At 70.4% G+C, this 25077-nt stretch carries 24 protein-coding genes; 11 read left to right on the forward strand and 13 right to left on the reverse strand.

Annotation, left to right across the window (positions count from 1 at the left end; translation table 11 throughout):
• The first annotated feature begins 601 nt into the window (after positions 1-601).
• The 4 genes from BM417_RS05435 to BM417_RS05450 all read left to right on the forward strand — a co-directional run bounded on the left by BM417_RS05435 (position 602) and on the right by BM417_RS05450 (position 4581).
• The gene (locus tag BM417_RS05435; RefSeq protein WP_177320303.1) at positions 602-2113 is read left to right on the forward strand and encodes an ArnT family glycosyltransferase; all 1512 of its coding nucleotides are present in this window, start codon (positions 602-604) and stop codon (positions 2111-2113) included.
• A 52-nt stretch (positions 2114-2165) separates the two neighbouring features.
• Positions 2166-3083, forward strand: a complete 918-nt coding sequence (locus BM417_RS05440) for a DUF6891 domain-containing protein (protein WP_093588685.1) — start codon at positions 2166-2168, stop codon at positions 3081-3083.
• An 84-nt stretch (positions 3084-3167) separates the two neighbouring features.
• Positions 3168-4109, forward strand: a complete 942-nt coding sequence (locus BM417_RS05445) for a hypothetical protein (RefSeq protein ID WP_143138523.1) — start codon at positions 3168-3170, stop codon at positions 4107-4109.
• Positions 4110-4170: 61 nt separating this feature from the next.
• On the forward strand, positions 4171-4581 hold the full coding sequence (locus BM417_RS05450; protein WP_093588687.1) for a Calx-beta domain-containing protein: 411 nt from the start codon (positions 4171-4173) through the stop codon (positions 4579-4581).
• Here the strand turns inward: BM417_RS05450 and BM417_RS05455 are convergent.
• Positions 4559-7342: an AfsR/SARP family transcriptional regulator gene (locus BM417_RS05455; RefSeq protein WP_245821718.1), complete on the reverse strand. Its 2784-nt coding sequence runs from the start codon at positions 7340-7342 to the stop codon at positions 4559-4561. The genes BM417_RS05450 and BM417_RS05455 overlap by 23 nt on opposite strands.
• A gap of 234 nt (positions 7343-7576) precedes the next feature.
• Between BM417_RS05455 and BM417_RS05460 the strand changes: the two genes are divergently transcribed.
• From BM417_RS05460 to BM417_RS05480, 5 genes are all read left to right on the forward strand, one after another.
• On the forward strand, positions 7577-9385 hold the full coding sequence (locus BM417_RS05460) for a sigma-70 family RNA polymerase sigma factor (RefSeq protein ID WP_093588688.1): 1809 nt from the start codon (positions 7577-7579) through the stop codon (positions 9383-9385).
• Positions 9386-9410: 25 nt separating this feature from the next.
• Positions 9411-10214 carry a lipoyl protein ligase domain-containing protein gene (locus tag BM417_RS05465; protein WP_143138524.1) on the forward strand — a complete coding sequence of 268 codons (804 nt, stop codon included), beginning with the start codon at positions 9411-9413 and terminating at the stop codon, positions 10212-10214.
• Positions 10215-10296: 82 nt separating this feature from the next.
• Entirely contained in the window at positions 10297-11247 is a 951-nt protein-coding gene (gene ppk2, locus BM417_RS05470; protein WP_407656082.1) for a polyphosphate kinase 2, read from the forward strand.
• A gap of 230 nt (positions 11248-11477) precedes the next feature.
• Entirely contained in the window at positions 11478-12188 is a 711-nt protein-coding gene (locus tag BM417_RS05475) for a type 1 glutamine amidotransferase domain-containing protein (RefSeq protein WP_093588691.1), read from the forward strand.
• Between the two features lie 144 nt (positions 12189-12332).
• Positions 12333-13547: a putative glycoside hydrolase gene (locus BM417_RS05480; RefSeq protein ID WP_093588692.1), complete on the forward strand. Its 1215-nt coding sequence runs from the start codon at positions 12333-12335 to the stop codon at positions 13545-13547.
• 2 nt (positions 13548-13549) lie between these two features.
• On the opposite strand, the gene BM417_RS05485 is transcribed toward BM417_RS05480, so the two are convergent.
• Complete coding sequence (locus tag BM417_RS05485; RefSeq protein ID WP_093588693.1) at positions 13550-14143, reverse strand: TetR/AcrR family transcriptional regulator; 594 nt, start codon at positions 14141-14143, stop codon at positions 13550-13552.
• Between the two features lie 62 nt (positions 14144-14205).
• Here BM417_RS05485 and BM417_RS05490 point away from each other — a divergent pair, with 62 nt between their 5' ends.
• Complete coding sequence (locus tag BM417_RS05490) at positions 14206-15618, forward strand: aldehyde dehydrogenase family protein (protein ID WP_093588694.1); 1413 nt, start codon at positions 14206-14208, stop codon at positions 15616-15618.
• A 110-nt stretch (positions 15619-15728) separates the two neighbouring features.
• Here the strand turns inward: BM417_RS05490 and BM417_RS05495 are convergent, their stop codons facing one another.
• The 9 genes from BM417_RS05495 to BM417_RS05535 all read right to left on the reverse strand — a co-directional run bounded on the left by BM417_RS05495 (position 15729) and on the right by BM417_RS05535 (position 22494).
• Positions 15729-16019, reverse strand: a complete 291-nt coding sequence (locus tag BM417_RS05495) for a DUF4342 domain-containing protein (RefSeq protein WP_093588695.1) — start codon at positions 16017-16019, stop codon at positions 15729-15731.
• Between the two features lie 141 nt (positions 16020-16160).
• Complete coding sequence (locus BM417_RS05500) at positions 16161-16604, reverse strand: YdeI/OmpD-associated family protein (RefSeq protein WP_093590687.1); 444 nt, start codon at positions 16602-16604, stop codon at positions 16161-16163.
• A gap of 54 nt (positions 16605-16658) precedes the next feature.
• A complete protein-coding gene (locus BM417_RS05505; RefSeq protein ID WP_093588696.1) occupies positions 16659-17645 on the reverse strand; it encodes an NAD(P)-dependent alcohol dehydrogenase in 987 nt (328 codons plus the stop codon).
• On the reverse strand, positions 17642-18316 hold the full coding sequence (locus BM417_RS05510; RefSeq protein ID WP_093588697.1) for a DUF2306 domain-containing protein: 675 nt from the start codon (positions 18314-18316) through the stop codon (positions 17642-17644). The genes BM417_RS05505 and BM417_RS05510 overlap by 4 nt, the downstream gene beginning before the upstream one ends.
• 99 nt (positions 18317-18415) lie before the next feature.
• On the reverse strand, positions 18416-19084 hold the full coding sequence (locus BM417_RS05515; RefSeq protein ID WP_093588698.1) for a response regulator: 669 nt from the start codon (positions 19082-19084) through the stop codon (positions 18416-18418).
• Positions 19081-20208 (reverse strand): sensor histidine kinase, encoded by a 1128-nt coding sequence (locus tag BM417_RS05520; RefSeq protein WP_093588699.1) that lies wholly within the window; start codon positions 20206-20208, stop codon positions 19081-19083. Before BM417_RS05520 ends, BM417_RS05515 begins: the two co-directional genes overlap by 4 nt.
• Positions 20209-20309: 101 nt before the next feature.
• Positions 20310-20750 carry a hypothetical protein gene (locus BM417_RS05525; protein WP_093588700.1) on the reverse strand — a complete coding sequence of 147 codons (441 nt, stop codon included), beginning with the start codon at positions 20748-20750 and terminating at the stop codon, positions 20310-20312.
• A gap of 41 nt (positions 20751-20791) precedes the next feature.
• Positions 20792-21769 (reverse strand): NADPH:quinone reductase, encoded by a 978-nt coding sequence (locus BM417_RS05530; RefSeq protein ID WP_093588701.1) that lies wholly within the window; start codon positions 21767-21769, stop codon positions 20792-20794.
• 38 nt (positions 21770-21807) lie between these two features.
• Positions 21808-22494 (reverse strand): NADPH-dependent F420 reductase, encoded by a 687-nt coding sequence (locus BM417_RS05535; RefSeq protein WP_407656083.1) that lies wholly within the window; start codon positions 22492-22494, stop codon positions 21808-21810.
• A gap of 20 nt (positions 22495-22514) precedes the next feature.
• Between BM417_RS05535 and BM417_RS05540 the strand changes: the two genes are divergently transcribed.
• Positions 22515-23015, forward strand: coding sequence for a MarR family winged helix-turn-helix transcriptional regulator (locus BM417_RS05540; RefSeq protein WP_245821719.1), 501 nt, complete (start codon positions 22515-22517; stop codon positions 23013-23015).
• 142 nt (positions 23016-23157) lie between these two features.
• Here the strand turns inward: BM417_RS05540 and BM417_RS05545 are convergent, their stop codons facing one another.
• Together BM417_RS05545 and argF are read right to left on the reverse strand one after the other, a co-directional pair.
• The gene (locus BM417_RS05545; RefSeq protein WP_093588703.1) at positions 23158-24078 is read right to left on the reverse strand and encodes a carbamate kinase; all 921 of its coding nucleotides are present in this window, start codon (positions 24076-24078) and stop codon (positions 23158-23160) included.
• Positions 24078-25070 (reverse strand): ornithine carbamoyltransferase, encoded by a 993-nt coding sequence (gene argF / locus BM417_RS05550; protein ID WP_093588704.1) that lies wholly within the window; start codon positions 25068-25070, stop codon positions 24078-24080. The genes BM417_RS05545 and argF overlap by 1 nt, the downstream gene beginning before the upstream one ends.
• Positions 25071-25077 lie beyond the last annotated feature (7 nt).

A 25077-nucleotide genomic window follows, 5' to 3' on the forward strand; every position in this document is an offset into this window, starting at 1 on the left:
TCCTCCGAAGTATGAACCCGCCCCGCTACCACGGAGCGTTGACTCAAGTCGTAGATACAGCGAACGGAGGAGCACCTTTCCAACGCGCGCGCGAACGAAGTGGTACACGTCCCCCAATTACAGGCACCATTTCTCGTCCGACCGCGACAAGCACCCACCCCGAAGAAACCCCCGTGCCACCTGAAGTGGACTAACGCAGATTAGCCAGGCTCAGAACCAGCATGAATCCGCCGAACAGTCCAATTTCAATCATGTAAATTTCATCGATTCCGCGTATACGCGCACGGGCAACCACCTGGCATGTCGTCACGTCCCGCACCCGACCAAACACCCGTAGTGATCACCCGGGAAAAATACATCGAGTTTTGGCCACTACACGACCGCAACGCCATTTCGCAGGGCTTTGCACCACTCAGGCCAAATGAGATGGCCACTCGCCGAACGCCGCCTCGCCACCGCAATGTGCTATGACAGGCCCTCCAGACGACTCAGTCATCTAGATGTTTAATTCACCGCGAAACAAATGCTTCCGATCGGAGCAATAGAAAAAGCCGATAACGTCGATAGCATCGCCTTCGCCCGCTACCGGAGGAGGAGCGAAATGCCGGTGACGGCACCGCAGGACGTGGTAACGCGGACCAGAACGGCGGTACCGCTCGCACGACGTCCGGTCGCGGTGATCGCGGCGATCCAGACCGCTCTGCTGTTCGCGGTCGCCGGGAACTACGGGCTCACCGCCGACGAGCTGTACTTCCGGATGCTGGGCGACGAGCCGCGCTGGGGTTACTTCGACCAGCCACCACTCACACCGCTGCTCGCGAAGGCGGGCGCGCTGCTGTTCGGCGACACGGTGCAGGGCGTCCGGATGCCGGCCCTGCTGTGCGGCGTGGCGGTCGTGGTGCTCGCCGCTCTCATCGCCGCGGAACTCGGCGGCGGGCGCAGCGCGCAGGTCCTCGCGGCGGCCGCGACGGCCTCTTCGGTGACCGTGCTCGTCATGGGGCACTTCCTGCTGACCAACAGCCTGGATCTGGTCGCCTGGTGCGCGGTGGCGTTGTTCGCGTTGCGGGCGTTGCTGCGCGGGGACGGCCGGTGGTGGCTGGCCGCGGGTGTCACGTGCGGGGTCGCGACGTACGCGAAGTACGTCGTTCTCCTGCTGCCGTTGACGCTGGTCGTGGCGCTGCTGCTGGTGGGCCCGCGCCGGGAACTGCGCAGCCGGTGGTTGTGGGCCGGTGCCGGTCTGACCCTGCTGATCAGCGCGCCGAACCTGGTCTACCAGGCGGTCAACGGCTGGCCGCAGCTCGTCATGGCGCGGTCGCTGGCCGAGGGCACCTGGTCGGACGGGATCCTGTTCGCCTTCGACGTGGCGATCCTGGTCGGGCCGGCGGTGGCGCCGATCCTGGTGGCGGGCCTGACCGGTCTGCTCCGCCGCCCGCAGTGGCGTCCGGCTCGGGCACTCGCGGTGGCCTACCTCGTCGGCACGGCCCTGGTGCTCGCCCTCGCGCCGAGCGGCATCGACTACACCGAGGGCTACCTGGTGCCGCTGGTCGCCGCGGGGTCCGTGGTCGCGGCAGGGTGGCTGTCCCGAGGCCGGGCACGGTGGCCTGCGGCGGTGACGGTGCTGACGGTGTTCGCCGTGCTGCAGGCGGCGTTGATCCTGCCGGTGTGGCCGGAACGGATGGCCGCGCGATACACGCTGACGAGCCTCACGGAGGAGACCGTCGGCTGGCCGCGACTCGTCGCTCAGGTCGCCGACGCCTACGCCGCACTGCCTGCAGAGGAACAGCCGCGCGCCGTCGTGCTGACACGGAACTTCGGCGAGGCGGGCGCGCTGCACTGGATGCGGGACGACCACCCGCTCCCCCGGATCTACAGCGGGCACAACGAGTTGTACTTCCGCGGACCGCCGCCCGCCACGGCGGACGTGGTGATCGCGGTGGGTGTGGACGACGACCGGCTGGCACGGGACTTCCGCGAGTGCACGGCGGTGGCGCGCATCGACAACGGCTACGGACTGGAGACCAGGGAACAGGGCCGGACCGTCTCGGTGTGCCGAGGTCCACGGGCGCCGTGGGCCGAGCTCTGGCCCGGATACCGGCTCGTGGGGCCGTATTAGAGACGGCCGCGGGCCGGAGAACAGGGTCGGACCGCCCTAATAGAGTCTGCGCATGCTGGAGATCGTGGTGCGCGCGGAGACCGGGGAACGACACGTCCGCGTGTCCTCCGACGAACTGGCAGGGCTGGTCGAGCGCATCGGCGGCGACGGGGACCGGTTCCTGGTGTTCCAGCGGGTGCCAGACCTGCCAGACGTCTTCGCCCAGGTCTGGCAGGAGGCCGGCGGCGACTACTCGGTGGAGCACCGCGACGGTGCCGCCGATCGCCATTTCGAGACGACGGCCGAACGGCCGGAGGCCGTGATCGCGGCGCTCACGGGCTGGGCCCGCCAGGAGGCCGGGTGGGACAGCGGCCTGGCCTGGTCGCCGCTGAACCTCCCGCCTGCTCCCGAGGTTCCGCCGCTCGACCTCGACGACAAGGAGCACGAGGAGCTGGAGACCCGCGTCCGCGAAGCGCTGGCGGGCGGGTACCGCTCCCGCGCCGAACTCGCCGAACTGGCGGAGGACTACCTGGTCACCGAGGACCGCAGGCCGGTGTCACGCGAGCAGGCGCAGGCGCTGGCCGACCGGTTGTGGCTGGAACGGGTCGCGCAGCAGCGGTCCTGGCAGGGCGAGACCGACCCCGAACGGCTCACCCGCGCGTTCACCGCCTTGCAGCACAACGGCATCACCGCCCGCGAGAACTTCACCTGCTGCCGCAGCTGTGGCCAGGCGGAGATCGGTGGCGAGGCCGGGCCGGACGCACGCGGGTTCGTCTACTTCCACTCGCAGTGCACGGAGTCCGCCGCGGCCGGTCACGGACTGACGCTCCTCTACGGCGGCTTCGACGGCTCGTCCGAGACGACCACGGCCATCGGCGACGAGGTCGTGGCCGCCCTCGAAGCGGCAGGCCTCCCGGTCGTGTGGAACCGCGACCCCGGCCGGTCGATCACGGTCACGCCGCTGGACTGGCGCCGTCGCCTGGTCGGCTGAACCCGGACAACAGCACGACAACCTCGCCACAACAGCACGGCGGTACTCCTTCACATCGGCAGACCACAACCGATGGAGGACATGGTGAAAGCCAAACTGGCAACGGTGCTGGCGGGGTTGCTGGCGGTCGCGACGCTCGTCGCGCCGGCCGTGAGCGCCACTACGTTCCAACGTGACGTCTTCGTGCGCGACAACGTCGGCGACATCGGCAACGAGCCCAGCGCCGGCAGCATCTACTACAGCCCCGACATCAAGGTGTGCTCGACGCCGGTGCTGTGCGCGGTGTCGCAGAACCCCGTGGTGGGCGTGAACAACTACGTGTTCGTCACGTTGAGACGCAAGCCGGGCGCCATCGGCTTCGTCGACGGCAACCTTCACCTGTACCGCAGCAACCTCGGCGGCGGCACGGCGTGGCCGGGCGGCTGGACCTACATCGGCACCGCGGGCTCGAGCGTGCCGGTCGGCGGCACCACCGTCATGATCACCTGGCCCGGCTGGAACGTCCCCGGCCCCGCGCACTTCTGCCTGCTCGCCCGCTGGGTGTCGAACGCCGACCCGATGACGTTCGCCGAGGGCGCCAACACCCAGCTCAACGCGCAGCGGAACAACAACATCGCGTGGCGCAACGTCGACTCCGTGCGGGTGCGCCCGTTCGCACCCGTCCGCGTGCCTTACACGATCGGCAACCCCGAGCGCGTCGACGCCCGGCAGAACCTGATCCTCGAGCAGCACCGGCCGTTCGACGGCACCACGACGATCGACCTCGGCCAGGAGCTCACGGCGCGCTGGAAGGCCGCCGGCGGGAGGGCCGTCGGCGTGAAGCAGGTCGGCGAGACGCAGTTCCAGATCGTCGACACCAAGGCGCGCTTCGACGGGCTGGTGCTCAAGGCTGACGAGCGGATCGAGACGGCGCTGACGTTCGCGACCGACAAGGAGGCCGGACCGGCCGAGCTGCACGTGCGCCAGACCGACGTCCAGGGCACGGATCTCGGTGGAGCGCAATACCTCATCAACGAAAAGGACTGAGTATCAACCCCGGTGGGTCCGTCTCCGTTGTTCGGAGACGGACCCACCGAAAGGGTTGTCAATGAAGACCATCATGGTGTTGTTGCTGCTTCTGCTGGGAATCGTGCCCGCACACGGAGCAGCGGGGTGCGAGCCGCCGGACTGCCCGGTCGTCGTGGACGCGATAGACGGGCCGGTGCACGAGTCGGCGGACTCCTACACAGCGATCCTGAAGCTGCGCAACGGTCCGGCGCAGCAGAACGTCGAAGTGGCCTACAGGTTCGTCGACGGCACCGCGAAACAGGGTGAGGACTACCAGGCCACGCCTCGCGGAACGGTCACCATCAAGGCGGGCCAGAGCCAGGCCGGCGTGCCGTACAAGGTGCTGCGCGTGACGGAGCAGCAGAAGAAGTTCACGCTGGAGATCACCTCGGTGCAGCCGGGCCAGATCGGCAAGCGCGTCGCCGTGTTCACGATCGGCGGCAAGAGGTGAACAGCGTGACGGCCTGAGCCCAGTGCCGTGCGGCCTCGGTCCACCGCCCGCACCGGCCCTCCAGGCCGGCGAACGTGCGGTGGACCTGGGCCAGCTCGAACTCGTCCGGCGCCTGGGTCCTGGCCGCCACCGCGGCCACGAGGTGGTCGCGGGCGGCGGCCAGGTCGCCGAGCGCGAGGTCGGCCTCGGCCAGCTCGCGCAACGTCGAGGCCTCGCGGTGCCCGTCACCGAGAGCGCGGCACACCACGAGTGCGCCGGTCAGGCATTCCCTTGCCACGGCGGGATCTCCGAGCGCGAGCTGGGTCACCCCGAGACCGGTCAGCGCGTCGGCCTCGAAGCGGTGGTCGGTGACCTCCCGGCTGATCCGCAGCGCGTCACCGAAGAAGCGCAGCGCCGGTTCGAGGTCGGCGAGCTGGTGGAAGGCGTTGCCCAGCGACATCAGCGTCGCCGCTTCCAGCCGCGGATTCTCCTTGGCGCGGAACGTTTCCAGCGCCGCGAAGAGCGGTGAGGCCGCCAAATCCGGCTTGCCCATCCGGACGTAGGTGTAGCCGAGGTTGCGCCGGGCCAGCGCTACGCCCACCTCGTCACCCGCCGCGCCGTGCACCTCCATCGCCGCGCGGTAGGACTCCAGCGCCAGGCCGAACTCGCGCAGCTCGGAGTGCGCGTTGCCGATGTTGTTGTGCAGCCGCGCTTCCCCGCGCAGGTCGCCCGCCTCGCGCACCAGGACGAGCGCCTGCCGTTGCACCACCATGGCTTCGGCGATGCGGGACGTCATCTGCAGCGCGATGCCCTGTCCCCGCAGCATCTCGGCCTCAGCGCGCTGGTCGCCGAGCGCGCGGGCGGCCTTCACGGCGTGCTCGCACTGTTCGACGCGCGCCGCCCAGTTGCCGCGGGCCTCGAAGTAGCTCGTGAGCAGGTACGCCAGCTGCCACGTCTCGCGATGCAGGCCGGACCGTGCCGCCAGCCGGATCACGTGCAGCACGTTGTCGCGTTCGGCGTCGAGATAGGCAAGCACTTCGACGCGGTCGGCGGCGAACGGGAGGTCGTCGCAGTGCGGCCGGGTCACGAGATCGTGGCGCGGGTTGAGGACCTCACCGGCCGCGTGGGCGATGGTGAGATAGCGGTCGAGCAGGCGCTCCACCCCGTCACCGATGTCGCCGCTCTGCCTCGCGAACAACCGGATCAGGTCGTGCAGCGCGTACCGGCCGTTGCCCGTCTCGCTGACGAGGTGCGACGCGACGAGCTCGTCGAGTCCCGGTCCCATCGCGTCGGCGAGGTCGGCGGGAAAGTTCGCCCCTGGATGTTCGCCGAGCACGCGGAACAGCCGGGCCGCCTGCGGACTGAGCGTGCGGTGCGCGCTGGCGAACACGGTGCGGACCGTGCGGTCGTCCCCGTCGACCGTCAGCACGTCCAGTGGATCGTTGCGGGTCAGCTCGCGCACGAGGTCGGCGATCCGCCTGCCGGGCCGGATCGCGAGCCGTGCGGCCGCGATGCGCAACGCCAGCGGCAGTCGTCCACAGTGGACGACCAGCTCGGCGGTCGCGTCGGACTCTGCGCGCACCCTGGGCTCGCCGAGGATGTCGGCCAGCAGGTCGCATGCCTCCGGCTCGCTGAGCAGATCGAGGCTCACGGTGTGCACGGCGTGGCGCGTGCCGAGCGCCGAGAGCGTGTCGCGACTCGTGATCAGCAGCAGGTTCCCTTGGTCGCCGGGCACGAGCGGCAGCACGTCCCGCGCGCGGCGGACGTCGTCGAGCAGGATGAGAACACGCTTGCCGTGCAACAGGGTCCGGTACAGCGCGGCCGGATCGGCGGGGACCCGGTCCGCGGGAACGCCGAGACTGTGCAGCATCTCCGTCAGCGCCTGGGCCGGAGTGAGTCGTTGCAGATCGAGGAACACCTGCCCGTCCGGGAAGCGATCGGCGACGCGACGCGCCCACTCGACGGCGAACGTGGTCTTGCCGACCCCGGCGACACCGGAGACCACGACGATCGGTGGCAGGCCGGCGAGGGCGGCGAACTCGGCCGCGCGACCGGTGAAGTGGCCGGCACGGGCGGGCAGCTGGGCGGGTTTCGCGCTGTGCAGCACGGGATCGCGGCGCAGGATGGCGGTGTGCAGTGCGAGGAGGTCAGGCCCGGGATCGACGCCCAGCTCGTCGGCGAGCCGGTCCCTGAGTCTTCGGAACACCTCCAGGGCGTCGGAGTGCCTGCCGTCGCGGTGCAACGCCCGCATCAGCAGGCCGACGAGCCGTTCCCTGGTCGGATGGCCGACCACCAGCCGTTCCAGCTCCTCGATCGCGTTCGGGCGGTCGAGCCGATCACCCCAGTACGCCTCCAGCGCGGCGATCCGCTGTTCCCGCAACCGATCGATCTCCGCGCGGCCCCACCCGAACAGCTCGGTGCCCTCCAGCGGCTCACCCCGCCACAGGCTCAGGTCCCTGGTTCGCTCGAACGCCGCCGCGTCGACGGCCGCGTCGAGCTGGTAGCCGCCCGGCTTGGTCATGAGCGCGCCGGGCATCCCGCAGTCGGCGAGCGCCTGCCGCACGCGCGCGACATGACTGTGCAACGACCTCACGGCCGTGCGCGGCGGATCGTCTCCCCACAGCACGTCCACGAGACGGTCGACCGCGACCGGCGTGCCCGCGTGCAGGGCGAGCACCGCGACGATGCTGCGCTGCCGGGCACCGGTCAGCACCGCGCGGCCGTGCGGGCCGCACACCTCGACCGGCCCAAGGATCCTTACCTCGCCACCTGTTCGCCGCACATCGCGTTACGTTAGCCCGCTCAATTGCCTGGTGGCAGCGCTGATCGTGGGACGGAACCGGCAATTCGCCGCGGCCGCACGATCATGGTCCGGCGGGCGGACGGGGTGACATCCTCGACCTGGCACTGGTCGGAACCACCGCCGTCGGCTACAAAGCCCAGGAAGTTTCTGTTATCGCCGGGCGCCGGGGACATCTCCTGGTCAGCAGACCCTGGACCGGCAAGTGAGGTGGGCATGGCAGTACCGGAGGAACCCGGCGTCGCGACGGTGGTGGCCGCGCGGGACGGCGACCAGCGCGCGTTGGACGACCTGGTGAGCGGGTACCTGCCCCTCGTCTACAACATCGTGGGGCACGCGCTCGGCGGTCACGCGGACACCGACGACGTGGTCCAGGAGACCATGCTCCGCGCGGTGCACGGGCTGCCCGGGCTGCGTGATCCCGCCGGGTTCCGGTCGTGGCTCGTCGTGATCGCGATGAACCAGATCCGCCTGCGGCACCGCGAACGTCACCGCGTCCCGGTGACCGGTCCGGTGCCGCAGGACGTCGCCGATCCCGGCGCGGACTTCGTCGACCTCACGATCATGCGCCTCCAGCTGTCCGGGCAGCGCCGTGAGGTCGTCGCGGCCACGCGGTGGCTCAGCGAGGACGAGCGCGAACTGCTGTCGCTGTGGTGGCTGGAGGCGGCCGGGCGACTGACCCGCACGGAGGTCGCCGACGCGCTGGAGCTGACCCCGCAGCACACCGCCGTGCGGGTGCAGCGGGTCAAGGCCCAGCTGGACGCCGCGCGCATCGTCGTGCGGACGCTGGAGCGCACGCCGCGCTGTCCGGAACTGGCCGACGTCGTCGCCGAGTGGGACGGTGAGCCCAGTCCGTTGTGGCGCAAGCGGATCGCCCGGCACAGCCGGGAGTGCGTCCGATGTGAACGGTGCGGGTACGACCTCGCGTCGGTCGAAGGGCTGCTCGCGCGGCTGCCGCTGGTGCCGCTGCCCGCCGCGCTCGTGTTCGATCCGTCCACACTGGTCGTCTCCCCGGTCACCGCGAGCCCGGTCACCGGCGGCAAGATCGGCCTGTTCCTCAAGGGCACGCTGGCGAAGTCCCTCGCGGCCGCGGCGGCGACGGTTCTGGTGACGGGCGTTGTGGTCGCTGTGCTGCCGTCGGGTGAGGAACCGGTCGCGCGCGCGATCCCGGCCGTCACCCAGAGCATGTCCACACCGCCTCCCACGACCGTTCCGCCGTCGTCGGTGTCGTCCTCGGTGCCGCCCTCGACGACGACGGCCACCAAGCCCGCTCCGCCCGCGGTTCCTGTCACGGCGTCGGTGAAGAAGGGCGTCAGCACCTGGAACTTCGACGGTGTCGGCAAGGCGCTCACGGACGTCCGCGCGGGCTGGTACTACAACTGGGCCGCGCAGCCCGACGGCATCGCGACGCCGCCGAACGTCGAGTTCGTGCCGATGATCTGGGGCACGAAGTTCACCGACGACGCGACCCTGGCCAGGGCGAAGGCGAACGGCAAGGTGCTGCTCGGGTTCAACGAGCCGGACTTCCCCGAGCAGGCGAACATGACCCCGGAACAGGCGCTCGACCTGTGGCCGAAGCTCGCGGCGACCGGCCTGCGGCTCGGCAGTCCCGCCGTCGCGCACAGCGGCGACAAGGCGGGCGGCTGGCTCGACCGGTTCATGACCGGCGCGGCCCAGCGAGGTCTGCGCGTCGACTTCATCGCGGTGCACTGGTACGGCTCCGACTTCAGCGACGCGGCCGTCGGCCACCTGAAGAACTACCTCGACGCGGTGCACGCGCGGTACGGCAAACCGGTGTGGCTCACCGAGTACGCGCTCATCGACTTCTCGGGCGGCACGGCGCGCTTTCCCACCCAGACCCAGCTCGCGGCGTTCGCCCGCGGGTCCAGCACGATGATGGAAGGCCTCCCGTACGTCGAGCGCTACGCCTGGTTCGCGCTGCCCGCCGAGAAACCCGGCACCGGCCTCTACGCGCCCGGCGGCACCCCGAACGAGGCAGGCAAGGCGTACCGCGAGGCGGGCTGAGCGGGTCGTGGTCGAGAATCACGGCGTGCCGACCGCTCAACACCCACGCCTGCTGGTCTCCGGAAGCACCGGAGGCGCCATCACCGACCTGGTGATCCCAGCGCTGCTGCTGCGCACCCCCGACCCGGCGTGGTCGCAGCTCGTCCACATCTACGTGCCGCGAAGCCCCACCGTCGCGTTCAGCGGCCGTGACCTCCGCTCGCCCGGCATCACCAAGGCCACCGAACTGGCCCGGGAGGCGGGTTTCGAGCCGGTGGTCCGGTCGCCGGGCGGGCGGATGGTCGCCTACGACAGCGGCGCCGTCGTGATCGACCACCTCGACGCCACCACGGACATCCGCCAGGCCGGCCGCTCGACGTTCGCCGCGAACGCCGACAGCCACGTCCGGGTGCTGCGCGGGCTCGGCGACGTCGACGCCCGGATCGGCGAGGTGGACGGCGAGTACTGCCCCGGCGAGTTCAGCATCAACGTCGGGGGTGACACGAAGGTCGTGGGCTCGGCGCAGCGCGTCACCGCCACGGGTTCCCTGTTCAGCACGGTCGTGCAGGTCGTCGTCTCGAACCGGGTGCGCGCCGTGATCACGGACGTGTCGGAGGCGCTCGGCTACGACCTGCGGCAGAGTTCCATCGCGGGCCTGGCCGACTACGTCCCCGCGCTGACCGCCGACGAGGTCGCCGAGGCGTTCGTCTCGGACTACCGCGACCGGCTCGGCATGACCGACGGCCGGCTGCCGGGCGAGGTCGTGCCGCACGCGTCGACCGCTATGCCGAGCGGCACGTCGCCCTTCCACGTCGACGACTGGACGCGGGCGAACCCTCTGCCGGCTTGAGCTGCGTGAAGATCGTCCGCGTACGCCGCGAGGCACCGCAGCGTCTGGTTTCGCCGCCGTTACGTCGGGTATGTACGAATTCGTGACTGTCGACAGCGTAGAGCTGCTCTCCGAGGGCTACACCGCCGAGTTCCCCGACAACGACGAACCGGTGCTCCTCGACGCGAACGGCCAGGAGGTGCTCACCTGGCGGGAGAACTACCCGTTCACCGAACGGATGCCCCGCTCCGAGTACGACCACCTCAAGCGGCTGTTGCAGATCGAGTTGCTGAAACTCCAGCACTGGGTCGCCGAGACCGGGCAGCGCCTCGTCATCCTCTTCGAGGGCCGCGACGCCGCCGGCAAGGGCGGCACCATCAAACGGTTCACCGAACACCTCGACCCTCGCGGCGCGCGCACGGTCGCCCTCGACAAGCCGGGCGAACGGGAACGCGGCGAGTGGTACTTCCAGCGCTACGTCCGTGAACTGCCCACCGCGGGAGAGATCGTTCTGTTCGACCGGTCCTGGTACAACCGCGCCGTCGTCGAGCACGTCATGGGGTACTGCACCAAAGCCGAGTACGACCTGTTCATACGGCAGGCTCCGGAGTTCGAACGGATGCTCGTCGAGGACGGCGTGCTGCTGGTGAAGCTGTGGTTCTCGGTGTCGCGCACCGAACAGCGGACCCGGTTCGTCATCCGCCAGATCGACCCGGTGCGGCAGTGGAAGCTCAGCCCGAACGACATCAGGTCGCTGGACCGCTGGGACGACTACACCGAGGCCAAGGTCGCGATGTTCCGCTCCACGGACACCGAGATCGCACCGTGGACCGTGGTCAAGAGCAACGACAAGAAAAGGGCCCGCATCGAGGCCATGCGCAGCGTCCTCGCCCGTTTCGACTACGACGACAAGGACAACGGCGTGATCGGCACCCCGGACGTGCGCGTCGTCGGCGCGGCCGCCACGCTGCTGGAGGACGGCGAGGACGACACCGCGCTCAGCCCGACCCCCATCGCACCCAGCACGGGACCGGGGCCGGGGCTTCATCCCTGACAGGACCGTGGGGGCAGCCCCACCACGACGACTCCGGTCAACCCCAGTGATCATCAGGACACCAAGGCGCCGTGATCTCCAGCCTGCCCTGACCAGGTTCAGGCGAGTGACGGTGCTCGCCGTCGCCTGCCACGTAGCGACGATCATCGTCTGCTTCCGGGGCAGCGGCGAGCCGGTGGGAGGGTTTCTGGCGGCCACGGCCCGCCTGGGCTTCGTGGCAGGATCAGCCCATGCGCGTGCTGCTTCCCTTGCCCGACCAGGACTTCGACGTCACCGAGGTGGCGGTGCCGTGGCGGGTGCTCACCGACGCCGGGCACGAGGTCGTCTTCGCGACCGAACGCGGCGGCACCGCGCCGCAGGCCGATCCGCTGCTGCTGACCGGTGTCGTGTTCGGCAAGCTCGGCGCCGAGGCCGAGCCGAAGGCGTTCTACCGCGACATGCTCGACTCCCCCGCCTACCGCGCGCCGCTGGCGTGGGGGTCGGTGGTGCCGGAGGAGTTCGACGGGCTGGTGCTCCCCGGCGGGCACGCTCCGGGCATGCGGCAGTACCTGGGTTCGGTGGAGCTTCAGCAGGTGGTCGCGCGGTTCTGGGCGTTGCGACGGCCGGTCGGCGCGATCTGTCACGGTGTGCTCGTGCTCGCCCGCGCCGGGGTGCTGGACGGGCGGCGCACCACGTGCCTGCCGAAGTACATGGAACGGGCGGCGTACTTCTCGACGGCGTGGCTGCGCGGGCGGTACTACCGGACCTATCCCGCGTACGTGCAGGACGAGGTCGTGGCGGCAGGTGCGGTGTTCGAGCGCGGGCCGGTCGAGCTGAGCAGGCGCGGTACCGCGACCGACGACGGGCCCGCGTTCGTGGTGCGGGACGGCCACTACGTGTCGGCGCGCTGGCCGGGTGACGCCTACCTGTTCGCGAGGACGTTCGCCGGGCTGCTCGGCTGACGGTCACCCGTCCAGGTCGGACAGTCGTACGCACGGTGTCATTTCTTCACAACGCCGCACCGCAACAGGTGATTTCCGGCTTCAGCGACACCTCCACGTCTCGGAACGGGTACTCCGCCCGCAGATCTTCCGAGCGGAGGAACAATGCTGGAGAAAGCAGGCAAGGTACGGGGAATTCTGCCGGTGGTGGCACTGCTCGCCGGTCTTGTCGCACCCACGGGCGAGGTCGCCCCCGTGGCACGCACCCAGTCGTTCTGGCTGCACCTCAACAGCACGCCGGTGGACGACGCCACGATCGCCACCGAGGCCAAGCGCCGCGCGCACGTCGTGCTGAACGCGTGGGAGGGCGATCTCCTGCGCAAGCTCAAAGCCGCGAACCCCAAGGTCAGGGTGTACGTCTACAAAGATCTCTCGTCCACCCGCTCCTATGCGTGCAAGCAGGGCAAGGACGACACACATCTGCCCGCCGGACTGGGCTACTGCGCCGTCCGCGAGTCCAACCCGGACTGGTTCCTCAAAGGACCCGACGGAGAGGAACTCTCCTACTCCGGCTACGAAGGCCACGAGCAGATGGACGCCGGAAATCCCGGCTACCGCAAAGCCTGGGTCAGCAGCGTCGTGACGAGCGCCAAGTCCACGGGATTCGACGGCGTGTTCCTCGACAACGCCCTGTACACGTGCGACGCCCACCATCCCGGCGTGTGCCCGGCGAAGTATCCGGACAACGCGTCGTTCCAGGAGGCCTACAAAGGCATGCTCGCCGAGGTCAGGAGCGGATTCACGGCCGCGGGACTGCTCTCGGTCGCGAACCTGACCAACGCCCGCCTGCACGCGGGCGGCTGGGACGCCTACGGCTCCTATCTCGACGGCGGGTTCGACGAGTGGTGGCTGACGTTCTCCAGCGACAGGCTGCTGGAGGACTACCCGGAGGGGTGGCGCAGGCAGGTCGCCGAGATCGCCGCCAACGAGACGAGCGGCAAGATGACCTGGGTCCAGCCGCACTTCGACGCCGGTGACACGAAGGCCTTCCGGTACGCGCTGGCCAGCATGTTCATGACCACCAGCGGGCACGCCGCGATCGCCGAGATCGCCCAGACCGACGGCTATGCGGGCCCGGCGCCGTGGCACGCCGAGTACGACTGGAACCTCGGGCACCCCGCCGGCGCCTACCGGACGATCGCGGACAAGGTCTACCGCAGGGACTTCACCTGCGGCATGGCGCTGGTCAACGCCAACCCGACCGGAAGCCCCGAGATCGCGGTCTCGCTCAACCGCACCTACCAGGACCACGACGGCAGGTCCGTCACCTCGGTCGGCCTGCCCGGCACCACCGGCGTGCTGCTGCGCGCGAACTGCTGAGGTCAGGCCCCGGTGATCACGGCGAGCAGCATGCGGAGCTCGGCTTCGGCCGCGTGAGGGGCGTCGGTCGCCACGAAGACCGACCTGGCCAGGGCGGTACCGATCAGCACCAGCGTCAGGACGTCGATCTGCGCGCCGTCGATGCTCTGGGCCAGTTCGCCGCGGCGGACGGCCAGGGCGATCAGGGCGCCGAGCTGGTCGCGGACGGCGAGGTAGACGTCGTCGTGCAGGATCTGCCGCAGTTCCGGGTCGTGCGCGGCCTGGCCCATCAGCGACAGCAGCGCGGGGCCGGTGGCCGCTTCGAGGATCCTGCGCTTGCGCGCCAGGAGCTCCCGGACGTCGCCCTCGAGGGAGCCGGTGTCGATCCCGCTCAGTTCGGCCTGGGCGATGTGCCGGGCCACGGCGCCGGCCAGCGCCTGCTTGGACGGCCAGCGGCGGTAGAGGGACGCGGTGGAGGCGCCGGCCCGCCGCGCGACCTCGGTGGTGGTGAACGCGGCCCATCCCGCCTCGTTGAGGACCTCGATCGCGGCCGTGATCAGGGCGGCGTCCACCCGCGGGTCCTTCGGGCGCCCCTGCGCGGCGGCCTTCGTCGTCACCCGTCCACTGTACCGGTCGAGAAACGAAAAGGATCTGTTTCGTATTGCGGTAGGGTGGGGACATGCCCACGACGACAGGTGCCATCCCCGCGGTCGTGTCCGACGCGCGCAAGGTCTTCGACTCCGGCGCCACCCGCTCCCGCGCCGCCCGCGCCGCCGCGCTCCGTGCGTTGCGCGCGATGATCACCGAGAACCAGCCCGCGTTCGAGGCCGCCCTGTGGAGCGACCTGCACAAGGGCGCCGGCGAGGCGCAGCTGACCGAGATCAGCGTGGTGCTGGCGGAGATCAACCACACGCTGCGCCACCTGCGGAGGTGGACCCGTCCCCGCCGTGGCCCGGTGCCGATGGCGCTGTGGCCGGCGCGGGCCCGGCTGGTGTCCGAACCGCTCGGCGTGGTGCTGGTGATCGCGCCGTGGAACTACCCGATGCAACTCCTGCTCGACCCGCTGGCCGGCATCCTGGCCGCGGGCAACACGGCCGTCCTCAAGCCGAGCGAGCTCGCGCCGGAGACGTCCGCGCTGATCACGAGGCTCGTGCCCGCGTACTTCCCCGACGGCATCGTGCGCGTCGTCGAGGGAGGCGTCGAGGAGACCACCGAACTCCTGGCCCAGCGGTTCGACCACATCGTCTTCACCGGCAGCGGCGCCGTGGGCCGGATCGTGATGCGGGCCGCGGCCGAGCACCTGACGCCGGTGACGCTGGAGCTGGGCGGCAAGTCGCCGGCCTGGTTCGACGACGACGCCCACCTCGACCAGGCCGCGCGGCGCCTGGTGTGGGCGAAGTTCACCAACGCCGGCCAGACGTGCGTCGCCCCCGACTACGTGCTGACCACGCCGGACCGGATCCCCGCGCTCGTCGAGGCGTTGCGGAGGGCGATCGAGGACCTGTGGGGTTCCGATCCGCGGGCGAGCGGGGACTACGGCCGCATCGTCAACGAGCGGCAGTTCGACCGCCTCGTGTCACTGCTGGACGGCACAGATGTCGTGGTCGGCGGCGACCACGACCGGGCGGAGCGATACATCGCGCCCACCGTCGTCGTGGCCGAAGGCCGTGCCGTCGGCCCGGAGGCGGCTCACCCGGTCCTGCGGGAGGAGATCTTCGGTCCGATCCTGCCCGTCGTCGCGGTCGAGCACGCCGACCAGGCGATCGACGTCATCAACAACTGGGACAAGCCCCTCGCGCTGTACGTGTTCAGCTCCTCCGCCCGCACCCGCCGCCTGTTCGAGGAACGAACCTCGTCCGGCGCGGTGGTCCACGACGCGGGCCTGATCCACGTGGCCGCGACCGGCCTGCCGTTCGGCGGGGTCGGCGCCAGCGGAATCGGCGCCTATCACGGCACCTACTCCTGGCGCACCTTCTCGCACCTCAAGCCCGTGCTGCGCAAGCCGCTCGCGCTCGACACGCTCCGCCTGGCCCAGCCACCGTTCACCGGACTGGGTCCGCGCCTCGCCCAGCGCCTGATGCGCCGCGGGTGACGCACCTCGTCACCCGTTTCCGGACGGGTTGCGCGGCGTTCCGGCAACCGTCCCTCCGCCTCCCAACGGAATGGACGTCCCCCGCCGCCGCGACAACCCGTGGCCGGTGACTAGACCTGCTCCCCGTCGACCGTCGTGGCCGGCTGGCTGCCGGGCCGGCGGCGGTCCTCAAGCTTGATCTCGCACTTGCCGACGAGCGCGGCACCGGCGCCGATCGTCGTGGCCACCGGAGCGGCGAACGCCGCCAGCAGCCCGACAGCCACCGGCACCTCCAGCACCACGTCGTGCTTGCTGTCCCGCACGACCACGCGACGGTTGATGCCCTCGCTGACCAGCCCCCGAACGGCGTCGACCACCGAGTCGACGGGGTTGCGGGTGGGCTCGGCCTTGGACTCGCTCATAACTCTCCTTGAACTGCGGATCTCCCTTGACGACTCCAGCCTGCCCGTGGTCCGGCACCCTGCCATCAGGGTTTTCCCTGACCCCTGCCGGATTTGCCCCTCAGGAACTCGCGTGGCTGGTCAGACCCTGTGTGCCGCGCGTCACGACAGTTCGGCGATGATCTTCTCGATGCGCCGCGCGCGGGTCTCGGGTTGCTTCGCCGCCGCGACCGCCTCGGCCCGCTGCCGCTGGTTGCTGTAGGAGAGCGCGGTGAACGCGGCACGGACCTCGGGGTGGCGGTCCAGCGCCGCCGCGAGGTCGTCGGGCAGGTCGACGGTGCGTTCCGCCAGGTCCGGTTCGAGCGTCACCTCGACGGTGTCACCGGCGGCTACACCCGCGGCCTCCCGGTTGGCGGCACTGAGCGGCAGCATGAAGTCGCCGCCGTACACCGCCACCGTGCTGCGGTAGGTGTGGGCGCCGATCCTCACGAGCACCCTGGGCTTCTTGCCCTGCCCGAGCGCCTCGACCACGTCCGCCGGGACGCGGAGCCCGGTCGCGGTCTTGCCGTTGAGCTCGATCGGGGTGGTGAACGTGTGGCGCGTCAAGGTCGTCCTCCGGGAGATCGGCTGTCCCACCCGGATGGTAGGCCCGGGAGTTCGTCACGCGGTGATGACGACCTTCGCGCGGGCGTGTTCGGTCTCGACGTAGCGGACCGCGTCGGACGCCTCGGCCAGTGAGTAGGTGCGGTCGACGACCGGCGTGAAGGCTCCCGACTCGGCGAGGCGTCGCAGCGCCGCGAGGATCTCCCCGTCCGGCGTCGTGGTGAGGACGTGAATCCGGTCTCGGACGAACGGGGCCTGCAGCTTCGCCCTGATCATGAGCCACATGGGGCCGACGAGGCTGCCGCCGCTGAACACTCCCCCGCCGGACAGCACGATCGTCCCGCCGGGGGCGAGCGCGCGCCGCAGCCCGGTCAGCGAGTGGTTGCCGACCAGGTCGAAGATCAGGTCGTAGTGCGTGCCGTTCCTGGTGAAGTCGTCCTCGGTGTAGTCGACGACGTGGTCGGCGCCGAGCGATGCCACCAGTTCGACGTTCCTCGTGCGGCACACGCCGGTCACGGTGGCACCCATGGACTTCGCGATCTGCACGGCGAACGTGCCGACGCCTCCGGACGCTCCGTTGACCAGGACGTGCTGGCCCGCCTGGAGCTTTCCGATGTCGCGCAGTCCCTTCAGCGCGGTGTGGCCTGCCAGCGGCACCGCGGCGGCCTGGTCGAACGTCAGGTTGGCGGGCTTGGTCTCGACGAGGTCCTCGGGCACGCACACGTACTCGGCGAACGCCCCGTCGGCGGTGCCGAGGTCGCCGAACACCTCGTCGCCGGGCCGAAAGCGCCGCACGTCCCGGCCCACGGCCTCGACTCTGCCCGCGAAGTCGCGGCCGCGGATCTTCCTGCCGGGACCGGTGAACCCGACGCCGGTGAGTCGCGCCAGGTACGGGTCTCCGCGCATGACGTGCCAGTCGTAGGCGTTGACCGAGGCCGCGTGCACCCGCACGAGCACCTCGTTGCCTGAGGCCGCCGGTGGCTCCACGTCGCGGAACTCCAACGCGTCCGGCGATCCGTACCGGTCCTGGACGACTGCCTTCATCGGGTCCCCCTGACAGTGGCGCGGACCTGTGCGGCCGCGCGAACGGGCTTCGCCTGGCGGCGGATGATCCACTCCGCCACGGCGAGGTTGACGATCCAGGAGGCGAGCATCAGCAACGCCTTTTCGAGGCGGTCGGGCGTGCCGGCGGCCACGAGCCACGCGGTCAGCGTCACCGCCTGGGTGCCGGCGCCGAGTCCGATCGCGAAACCGCGGATCATCCAGGCGCGGTGCCCGGTGACGTCCCGGCGGCGGATGGCGGCGAACCCGAGGACGATGAACGCCACCCAGGCCGTGCCGAACACCAGCCGGATGCCGGTGAGCAGGACGCCCACGTCGGCGGGTTTGGGGTAGAACACGGTCATCCACAGACCCGACAACGCCCCAAAGAGTCCACAAAGGACCAACAGGCGCCCTGCCGCCCGGTGCCACGCCGGTCTGCGGCGGCGGAGGCCGGGAGCGAACTGGAAGGCCCCGAGGACGCAGTACACGCTCAAGGTGATGGCGTGGATCACCACGGGCACGGGTGAGGCGAAGAACCGCGCGTTGTCCGGCGTGATCTCCGCGCCGCCGCCGAGCTCACCCAGCCGGAGAGCGCCGCCCAGCACCGGGATGACGCTGAACAGGATGATCGCCGCGGGGATGAGCCTGTCCCACTTGGTCGAGGAGGTCATGCCCCAGAGCGTGGCGCGCGAGGCGGTGCCGGCTCATCGGAAGAAGGGCCGCGATCATCTCGGCCGATGGTGTGGCGCGGTCGTCGTACTTTCGGCTGACTACCGCCGGAATCCGCTCCGGACGCGCTTGGTCTCGTAGGCCCAGATCGCCATCTCGACCCGGTTCCTCGCACCGATCTTGGCCATCAGGCTGGCGATGTGGGACTTGACCGTGCTGAGCGTGATGTAGAGCTCCTTGGCGACCTCGCTGTTGGTGCGCCCGCCCGCGACGGCGGCGAGCACCTGCTCCTCCCGTTCGGTGAGCGGTTCGATCGGCTGCACGACGCGATCGGCGGGCTCGACGTCCGTGAACGCCTCGATGAGCCGGGCGGTGACGCTGGGGGCGATCAGGGCGTCGCCGGAGGCCGCGGCGTGAACGGCCTGGGCGAGCAGGGCGGGGCCGGCGTCCTTGAGGAGGAAGCCCCTGGCACCCGCGCGGAGCGCGGCGTAGACGTACTCGTCCAGGTCGAACGTGGTGATCACGACGACCGCGAGCGGGTCGGCGACGCCGGGCCCGGCGAGCAGGCGGGTGGCCTCGATGCCGTCGATTCCAGGCATCCGGATGTCGAACAGGCACACGTCGGGCCGCAGCCGCCGGGCCAGTTCCACGGCCTGCCGTCCGTCCGGCGCCGCACCGACGACCTCGATGCCCTCCTGGGCGTCGAGGATCATCGAGAGTCCGGTGCGGACGATCTCCTGGTCGTCGGCGACGATGACCCGGACGCTCATCCGCGCGCCCCGGTGAGTGGCAGTACGGCGGTCACGGTCCAGCCTCGTTCCGGGTTCGGGCCTGCCTCGCAGCTGCCGCCGAGCAGGTGGGCGCGCTCCATCATGCCGATCAACCCGTGTCCGCGTACGGCAGGGCCGCGGGCGTCGCCGTCGTCGCTCACCCGCAGGTGCACCGACGAGCCACCGACGACCACGCTCACCTCGATGCGCGTGGCGTGCCGGGCGTGCCGCCGCGCGTTGGTGACCGACTCCTGGGTGAGCCGGTAGATCGCGGTTCCCACCGACTTCGGGAGGTCGTCGACGGCACCGTCGATCCGCACGTCCACTTCCGGCCCTGGCGTGCCGCGGCTCGCGAGCAGTGCGACGTCGGCGACGGTCGGGCTGGGTGCCAGGTCCGCGGACTCGTTGTGGCGCAAGGCTCGCACCATCGTGCGCATCTCGGCGAGCGCCCGCGACGCCTCCGACTCGATCAGGCCGAGTGCCTCGGTCGCCGCCTCCGGCCGTGACGCCGCCGTCGCGAGCCCCGCCTGGGCCCGGATCGCCATCGCCGACACGTGGTGCGCCACCGTGTCGTGCAGATCCCGTGCCAGCCGTTCCCGTTCCAGCAGCTTGACCTGCTCGAGCTCGCGTGCCCGCGCCCGTCCGCGATACCGCACCGCGGCTCCGATTGCGCACGCCGTCCCCAGCACGGCGCTCCCGCCCACCGCCTCGCTCACGCTGATGAACCCGAGCACCACCGACAGCCCGACCTTGCCGAGCATGATCGCGAGCCCGAGCACCGCCTCCCGCCCGGAACCCCACCGGAACAGGGAGAACGGGAAGAGCACCATGAACACCGTCACGTTGAGCTCGGGCTCGCCCCGGAACACCAGCGAGGCGACCGCGGCCACGCCGAACGCGACGGCGACCGCGAGCAGCGGCCTGCTCCGGCGCAGCAACAACAGCGGCAGCAGCACCGCCGCGACGACCAGCGAGCCGATCCGCGAGTTCAGTTCCGGGCGCAGCACCGTCTCGAGCACCGCGACCAGCAGGAGCACGGCGACGAGCGCCCAGTCCCACCACAGCCGCGCCGCCGCGCGCACCGGACGGGGCTCGGCCCACACCGACCGCAGATAGGCGAACACGACGTCATCGTACGTTCGCGGGCCAGGACAAATCAGTCCAAAGCACGAGACGTGGCCCGACCATCGGCGAATCTCGCGGAGTCGTGCACCCGCGCGTGCGATCAGCGACGTCCGGTGGCCAGCACGACGAGGAACTGGCCTCCGCCCGCCTCAACCGAGGCGGTCACCGGCAGCCCCGGCACGAGCCGGGAGAACCGGTCCTCCAGCCACTCCACGACTTCCTGGGCGTCCTGCTTGGTCGGGCAGCGGGCCACCATCTCGCGGCCGCCCTTGCGCTCCAGCCGCCCGGCCACGGTGATCAGAGGCGCGGGTTCGACCACGTGCAGGCGGTCGGGCCAGGCGATGACGACCTTGACCGCGCCCTTGCGGCTGTTGCACCCGCGGTGCGCGAGCCGCTCGGCGACCTTGGCCTTCCGGTCGGCGGTCCGGCTGTCGACGCTGGGCCCTCGCGCGTCGTTCACCGACATGTCGGGGTCGACCGGTTCGTCGCACACCCAGCAGCGCCAACCATCGCGCTCGGCCACGTCATCGAGGAGACTCACCGAGGCAAACTAGCCTGCCGCGGGTTTCGAGGTGCAGCCGGTCAAGGAACGGTGACGAGCACGCGGCCGCGACCGCCCGCGTCGACCCGCTCGTGCGCCGCCGCGATCTCGGCGAGCGGGAACAACTGCCCGACCTTCACCTTCAACGCACCCATGGCGGCCGCCGCGGTGAGGTCGCGGGCTGCGGCTCGTTTCGCGGTGGCGGGAAAGTCGTCGCTGCCGAACAGCCGGACCGTGGCGTTGGCGAACAGCAATGGCCAGAACGGGATCTCTGTGCGGTCGGCGCGCGTGCCGTAAGCGGCGATGACGCCGTCGTTCGCCAAGACGGCGATGTCCAGGTCCGCGTTGTCGGACAACGACACCTCGACGATCCGATGTACGCCGTCCGGTGCGTTCGCGCGAATCTCGTCGGCCGCACTGGGGGTGTCGAGGGCTGTCGCGTGCGAGACGATCTCGGGGTCGACGAGGTCGAGGTCGCTGGTCCTGGTCACGGTTCCCAGGACGGTGGCGCCGCCCCACCGGGCCAGTTGCGCGGCGAGTGAGCCGACGCCGCCGAGCACGCCCTGCACCAGCACGGTCCGTCCGTCGACAGGCCCGTCGGCGAACACCGTGCGGTGGGCCGTGATTCCGGGGATGCCCAGGCTCGCGGCCAGTTCGTCGGTCACCTGGTCCGGCAGCGGCACGGCCAGATGCTCGGGCACGACCACGTACTGCGCGGCCGTACCGAACGCTCGGTAGGACTGCGCGCCGTAGACCCACACGCGGCGTCCCAGCCGGGACTTGTCCACGCCCTCGCCGACCGCGTCCACCACTCCGGCGGCGTCGCTGTGTGGAACGACCCTCGGGAACGGCATCGAGGAACCCAGCCAGCCCCGCCGTTTCTTCGTGTCGCCGGGGTTCACTCCGGACAGTCGCACCTCGACCCGCACCTCACCGGGGCCGGGCTCGGGATCGGGCAGCTCGCCGACGTGCAGCACCTCGGCGGCGGCACCTTGCCGGTCGTACCAGGACGCGAACATGGTTCTCCTCAAGCCGGAAGGAAAGTCAGCCGTCCTTTTCAGACAGTCGGCCCGGTCAGCCGCCATCCACTCTGCCAGGTCCAGCCGTTGCGCGCGTTGAGGGAGATGTTCAGGAAGGCCAGCTCCTCCAGCGAACGGGCCATCCGCAGGCCGCCCGCGTCGATCGGCCGGAAGCCCAGCGAGGTCAGCAGTTCGGCCACGACCTGCTTGGCCGCGTCGTCGTCACCCGCGTAGTAACCGTCCAGCGGCTGGCCGGCCTCGCTCGCGTCACCCAGCCGGGAGGCGAAGACCGTGTTGAACGCCTTGACGAGCCTCACTCCGGGCACGACCGCGGCCAGTTGCTCGGCGTGGCTCGTTCCGCTGGTCGTCAGGTCGCTGTAGGTCTCGTTGAGCGGGTTGGTCGCGTCCACGACCACCGCGCCGGTGCCCTTGATCTCGCCGAGCACGTCGGCCGCGACGCCGGCGGGCACCGCCAGCACCACCACGTCCGCGCCCTGGGAGGCGTCCGCCGCCGACGCCGCGGACGTTCCGCCCACCTGCTCGGCCACCTTGACCGCGTTCTCCTCGTGAGCGGCGGCGACGGTGACCTGGTGGCCCGCGGCGACGGCAGCGCCGGCGAGTCCGGATCCGACGTTGCCCGCACCGATGATCGCGACGCGCATGACAGCCTCCAAATAGTTCAAGTTTGAACTTTCTGTCTCCGAGGCTAGGAGCGAATGGTTCAAGCGTCAAGTAAATTGGGGGTGTGACCCCGGACTCGCAGGAACCGCGCTGGCTGACGGCGGAGCAACGACTGGCCTGGCTCGACATGGTGCGCGTGCTGACCCGGCTGCCCGCGACCCTCGGCGCCCAGCTGGAGCGCGACGCAGGGCTGACCTTCTTCGAGTACCACGTGCTGTCGATGCTCTCTGAGATTCCCGGCCACGCCCTGCGCCTGAGCCGCCTCGCGCAGCTCACCAGTTCCTCGTTGTCACGCCTGTCGAACGTCGTGAAGCGCCTCGAGGCCCGCGATCTGCTGCGCCGCGAGCCCGACCCCGCAGACGGCCGGGCCAGCCGCGCGGTCCTCACCGCCGCGGGCATGGCCGCCGTCGAGCAGGCCGCACCCGGTCACGTCACCCTGGTCCGCGAGCTGGTCGTGGACCCGTTGGACGCGGTACAGCTCGATCAGCTGCACGCCGCCCACGAACGCATCCTCGACCGGCTCGACCCCGCTTCCTCGACCCGGCCCGAATGGCTGGAGACCTGACCCGCTCGGGGGGCCCTGGGTGAACCGGCGCGAACGTGCGTGAAGACGACCACCAGGCCGATTCCGGCCGGCGCGAACTCGGCGGGGAGCACCGTCCGCCTGCCGGACAGGGCCCCGCCGGCTCAGGACGTTCGTCCGGCGGTCACAGGGAGCTGTCGACCCGCTTCCGACCAACCGAAGTACCGGCGTCGCCGCGAAGAAGCGCCTCCGCATCCGCAAGGGCGCCGATGGCCGCCATCGATCCCGTCGCGCGCACGAACCGGCGACACGCCTCGATCTTCGGCCCCATCGAGCCGGCCGGAAAGGTCAGGTGCTCGATCTCGTCCACGTCGAGGTGGCGCAGGGGTTCCGCTTCCGGCATGCCGAAGTCGGACATCACAGCGGACACGTCGGTCAGCAGAAGCAGGCGGTCGGCCTTCAGCGCGATCGCGAGTCCGGCCGAGGTTAGGTCCTTGTCCACGACCGCCTCCACGCCCTGCAACTGCCCGTTGTCGACCACGGGCGCACCGCCGCCGCCTGCGCAGACCACGACCGTTCCGCCGCTCACCAGCTGTTCGATCGACTCCTGTTCGACCAGCCGCAGTGGCTCGGGTGATGGGACGACGCGGCGCCAGTGCGGGCCGTCGGCCGCCATGGTCCAGCCGTTCTGCTCGGCCAGCCGGTCCGCCTGGTCGCGCTGGTAGATCGGGCCGATGAACTTGGTCGGCGCGGCGAACGCCGGATCTGCGGGGTCGACGACGGTCTGGGTCACGACGGCGAGTACCGGCTTGCGAACACCGGCGTTGCGCAGTGACTGGGCGAGCCAGTAGCCGATCATGCCCTGGGTTTCGGCGCCGAGGGTGTCGAGCGGGTACGGGCGGGTGAGGGACGGGTCGGCCTCGCTTTCCAGGGCGAGCAGGCCGATCTGAGGGCCGTTGCCGTGACAGATGACGAGTTCGTTCTCGACGGCAAGCGGCGCGAGGGCTCGCGCCGCTGCTTCGACGTGGTGCAGCTGGACGGAGGCGTCCGCACGTTCGCCGCGCATCAGCAGGGCGTTGCCACCGAGTGCCGCGACGATGCGCATCAGGAGGCCAGCCCGGCGACGATGACCGCCTTGATCGTGTGCAGGCGGTTCTCGGCCTGGTCGAAGACGACCGAAGCGGCCGACGAGAACACCTCGTCGGTGACCTCGGCTCCGTCAAGGCCGTACTGCTCGTGGACCCGGCGGCCGACCTGGGTGGTGCGATCGTGGATGGACGGCAGGCAGTGCAGGAACTTCGTGGTGGACTTGCCGGTCGCCTTCATCAGTTCGGCGGTGACGCGGTAGGGCGTCAGCAGGGGTACGCGGGTGTCCCAGGCCTCGGGTGAGTCGCCCATGCTGACCCAGACGTCGGTGTAGATGAAGTCGGCGTCGGCGACGGCCTGTTCGGGGTCGTCGGTGACGAGCACGCGGGCACCGCTCGCGGCAGCCAGCTCGTGGGCCTTGGCGATCACGTCGGCGGGCGGCTGCAGCGCGGCGGGGGCGGCGATGCGGACGTCCATGCCGAGCAGGGCGCCGGTGATGAGCAACGAGCGGGCGACGTTGTTGTGGCCGTCGCCGACGAAGGCGAACTTGACGTCCTCGATCTGACCGGTGAAGTGCTCCCTCATGGTGAGGACGTCGGCGAGCATCTGGGTGGGGTGCCAGGAGTCGGTCAGGCCGTTCCACACGGGCACGCCGGCGTGCTCGGCCAGCGTCTCGACCGTCTCCTGGGCGAAGCCGCGGAACTCGATGGCGTCGAACATGCGGCCGAGGACCTTGGCGGTGTCCGGGATGGACTCCTCGCGGCCCATGTGCGAGCCGGTCGGGTCGAGGTAGGTGACGTGGGCGCCCTGGTCGTGGGCGGCGACTTCGAAGGCGCAACGGGTGCGGGTCGAGCTCTTCTCGAAAACGAGGGCGATGTTCTTGCCGGTCAAGACCGGGTGCTCGACACCGGATGCCTTGGCGCGTTTCAAACCGCGGGCCTGGGAGACGAGGTCGAGGAACTTCTCCTTGGTGAGGTCGAGTTCCTTCAGCAACGAGCCGGGGTGTCGCATCGAGGTG

The sequence above is a fragment of the Lentzea waywayandensis genome (assembly GCF_900115955.1).
Classification (GTDB): domain Bacteria; phylum Actinomycetota; class Actinomycetes; order Mycobacteriales; family Pseudonocardiaceae; genus Lentzea; species Lentzea waywayandensis.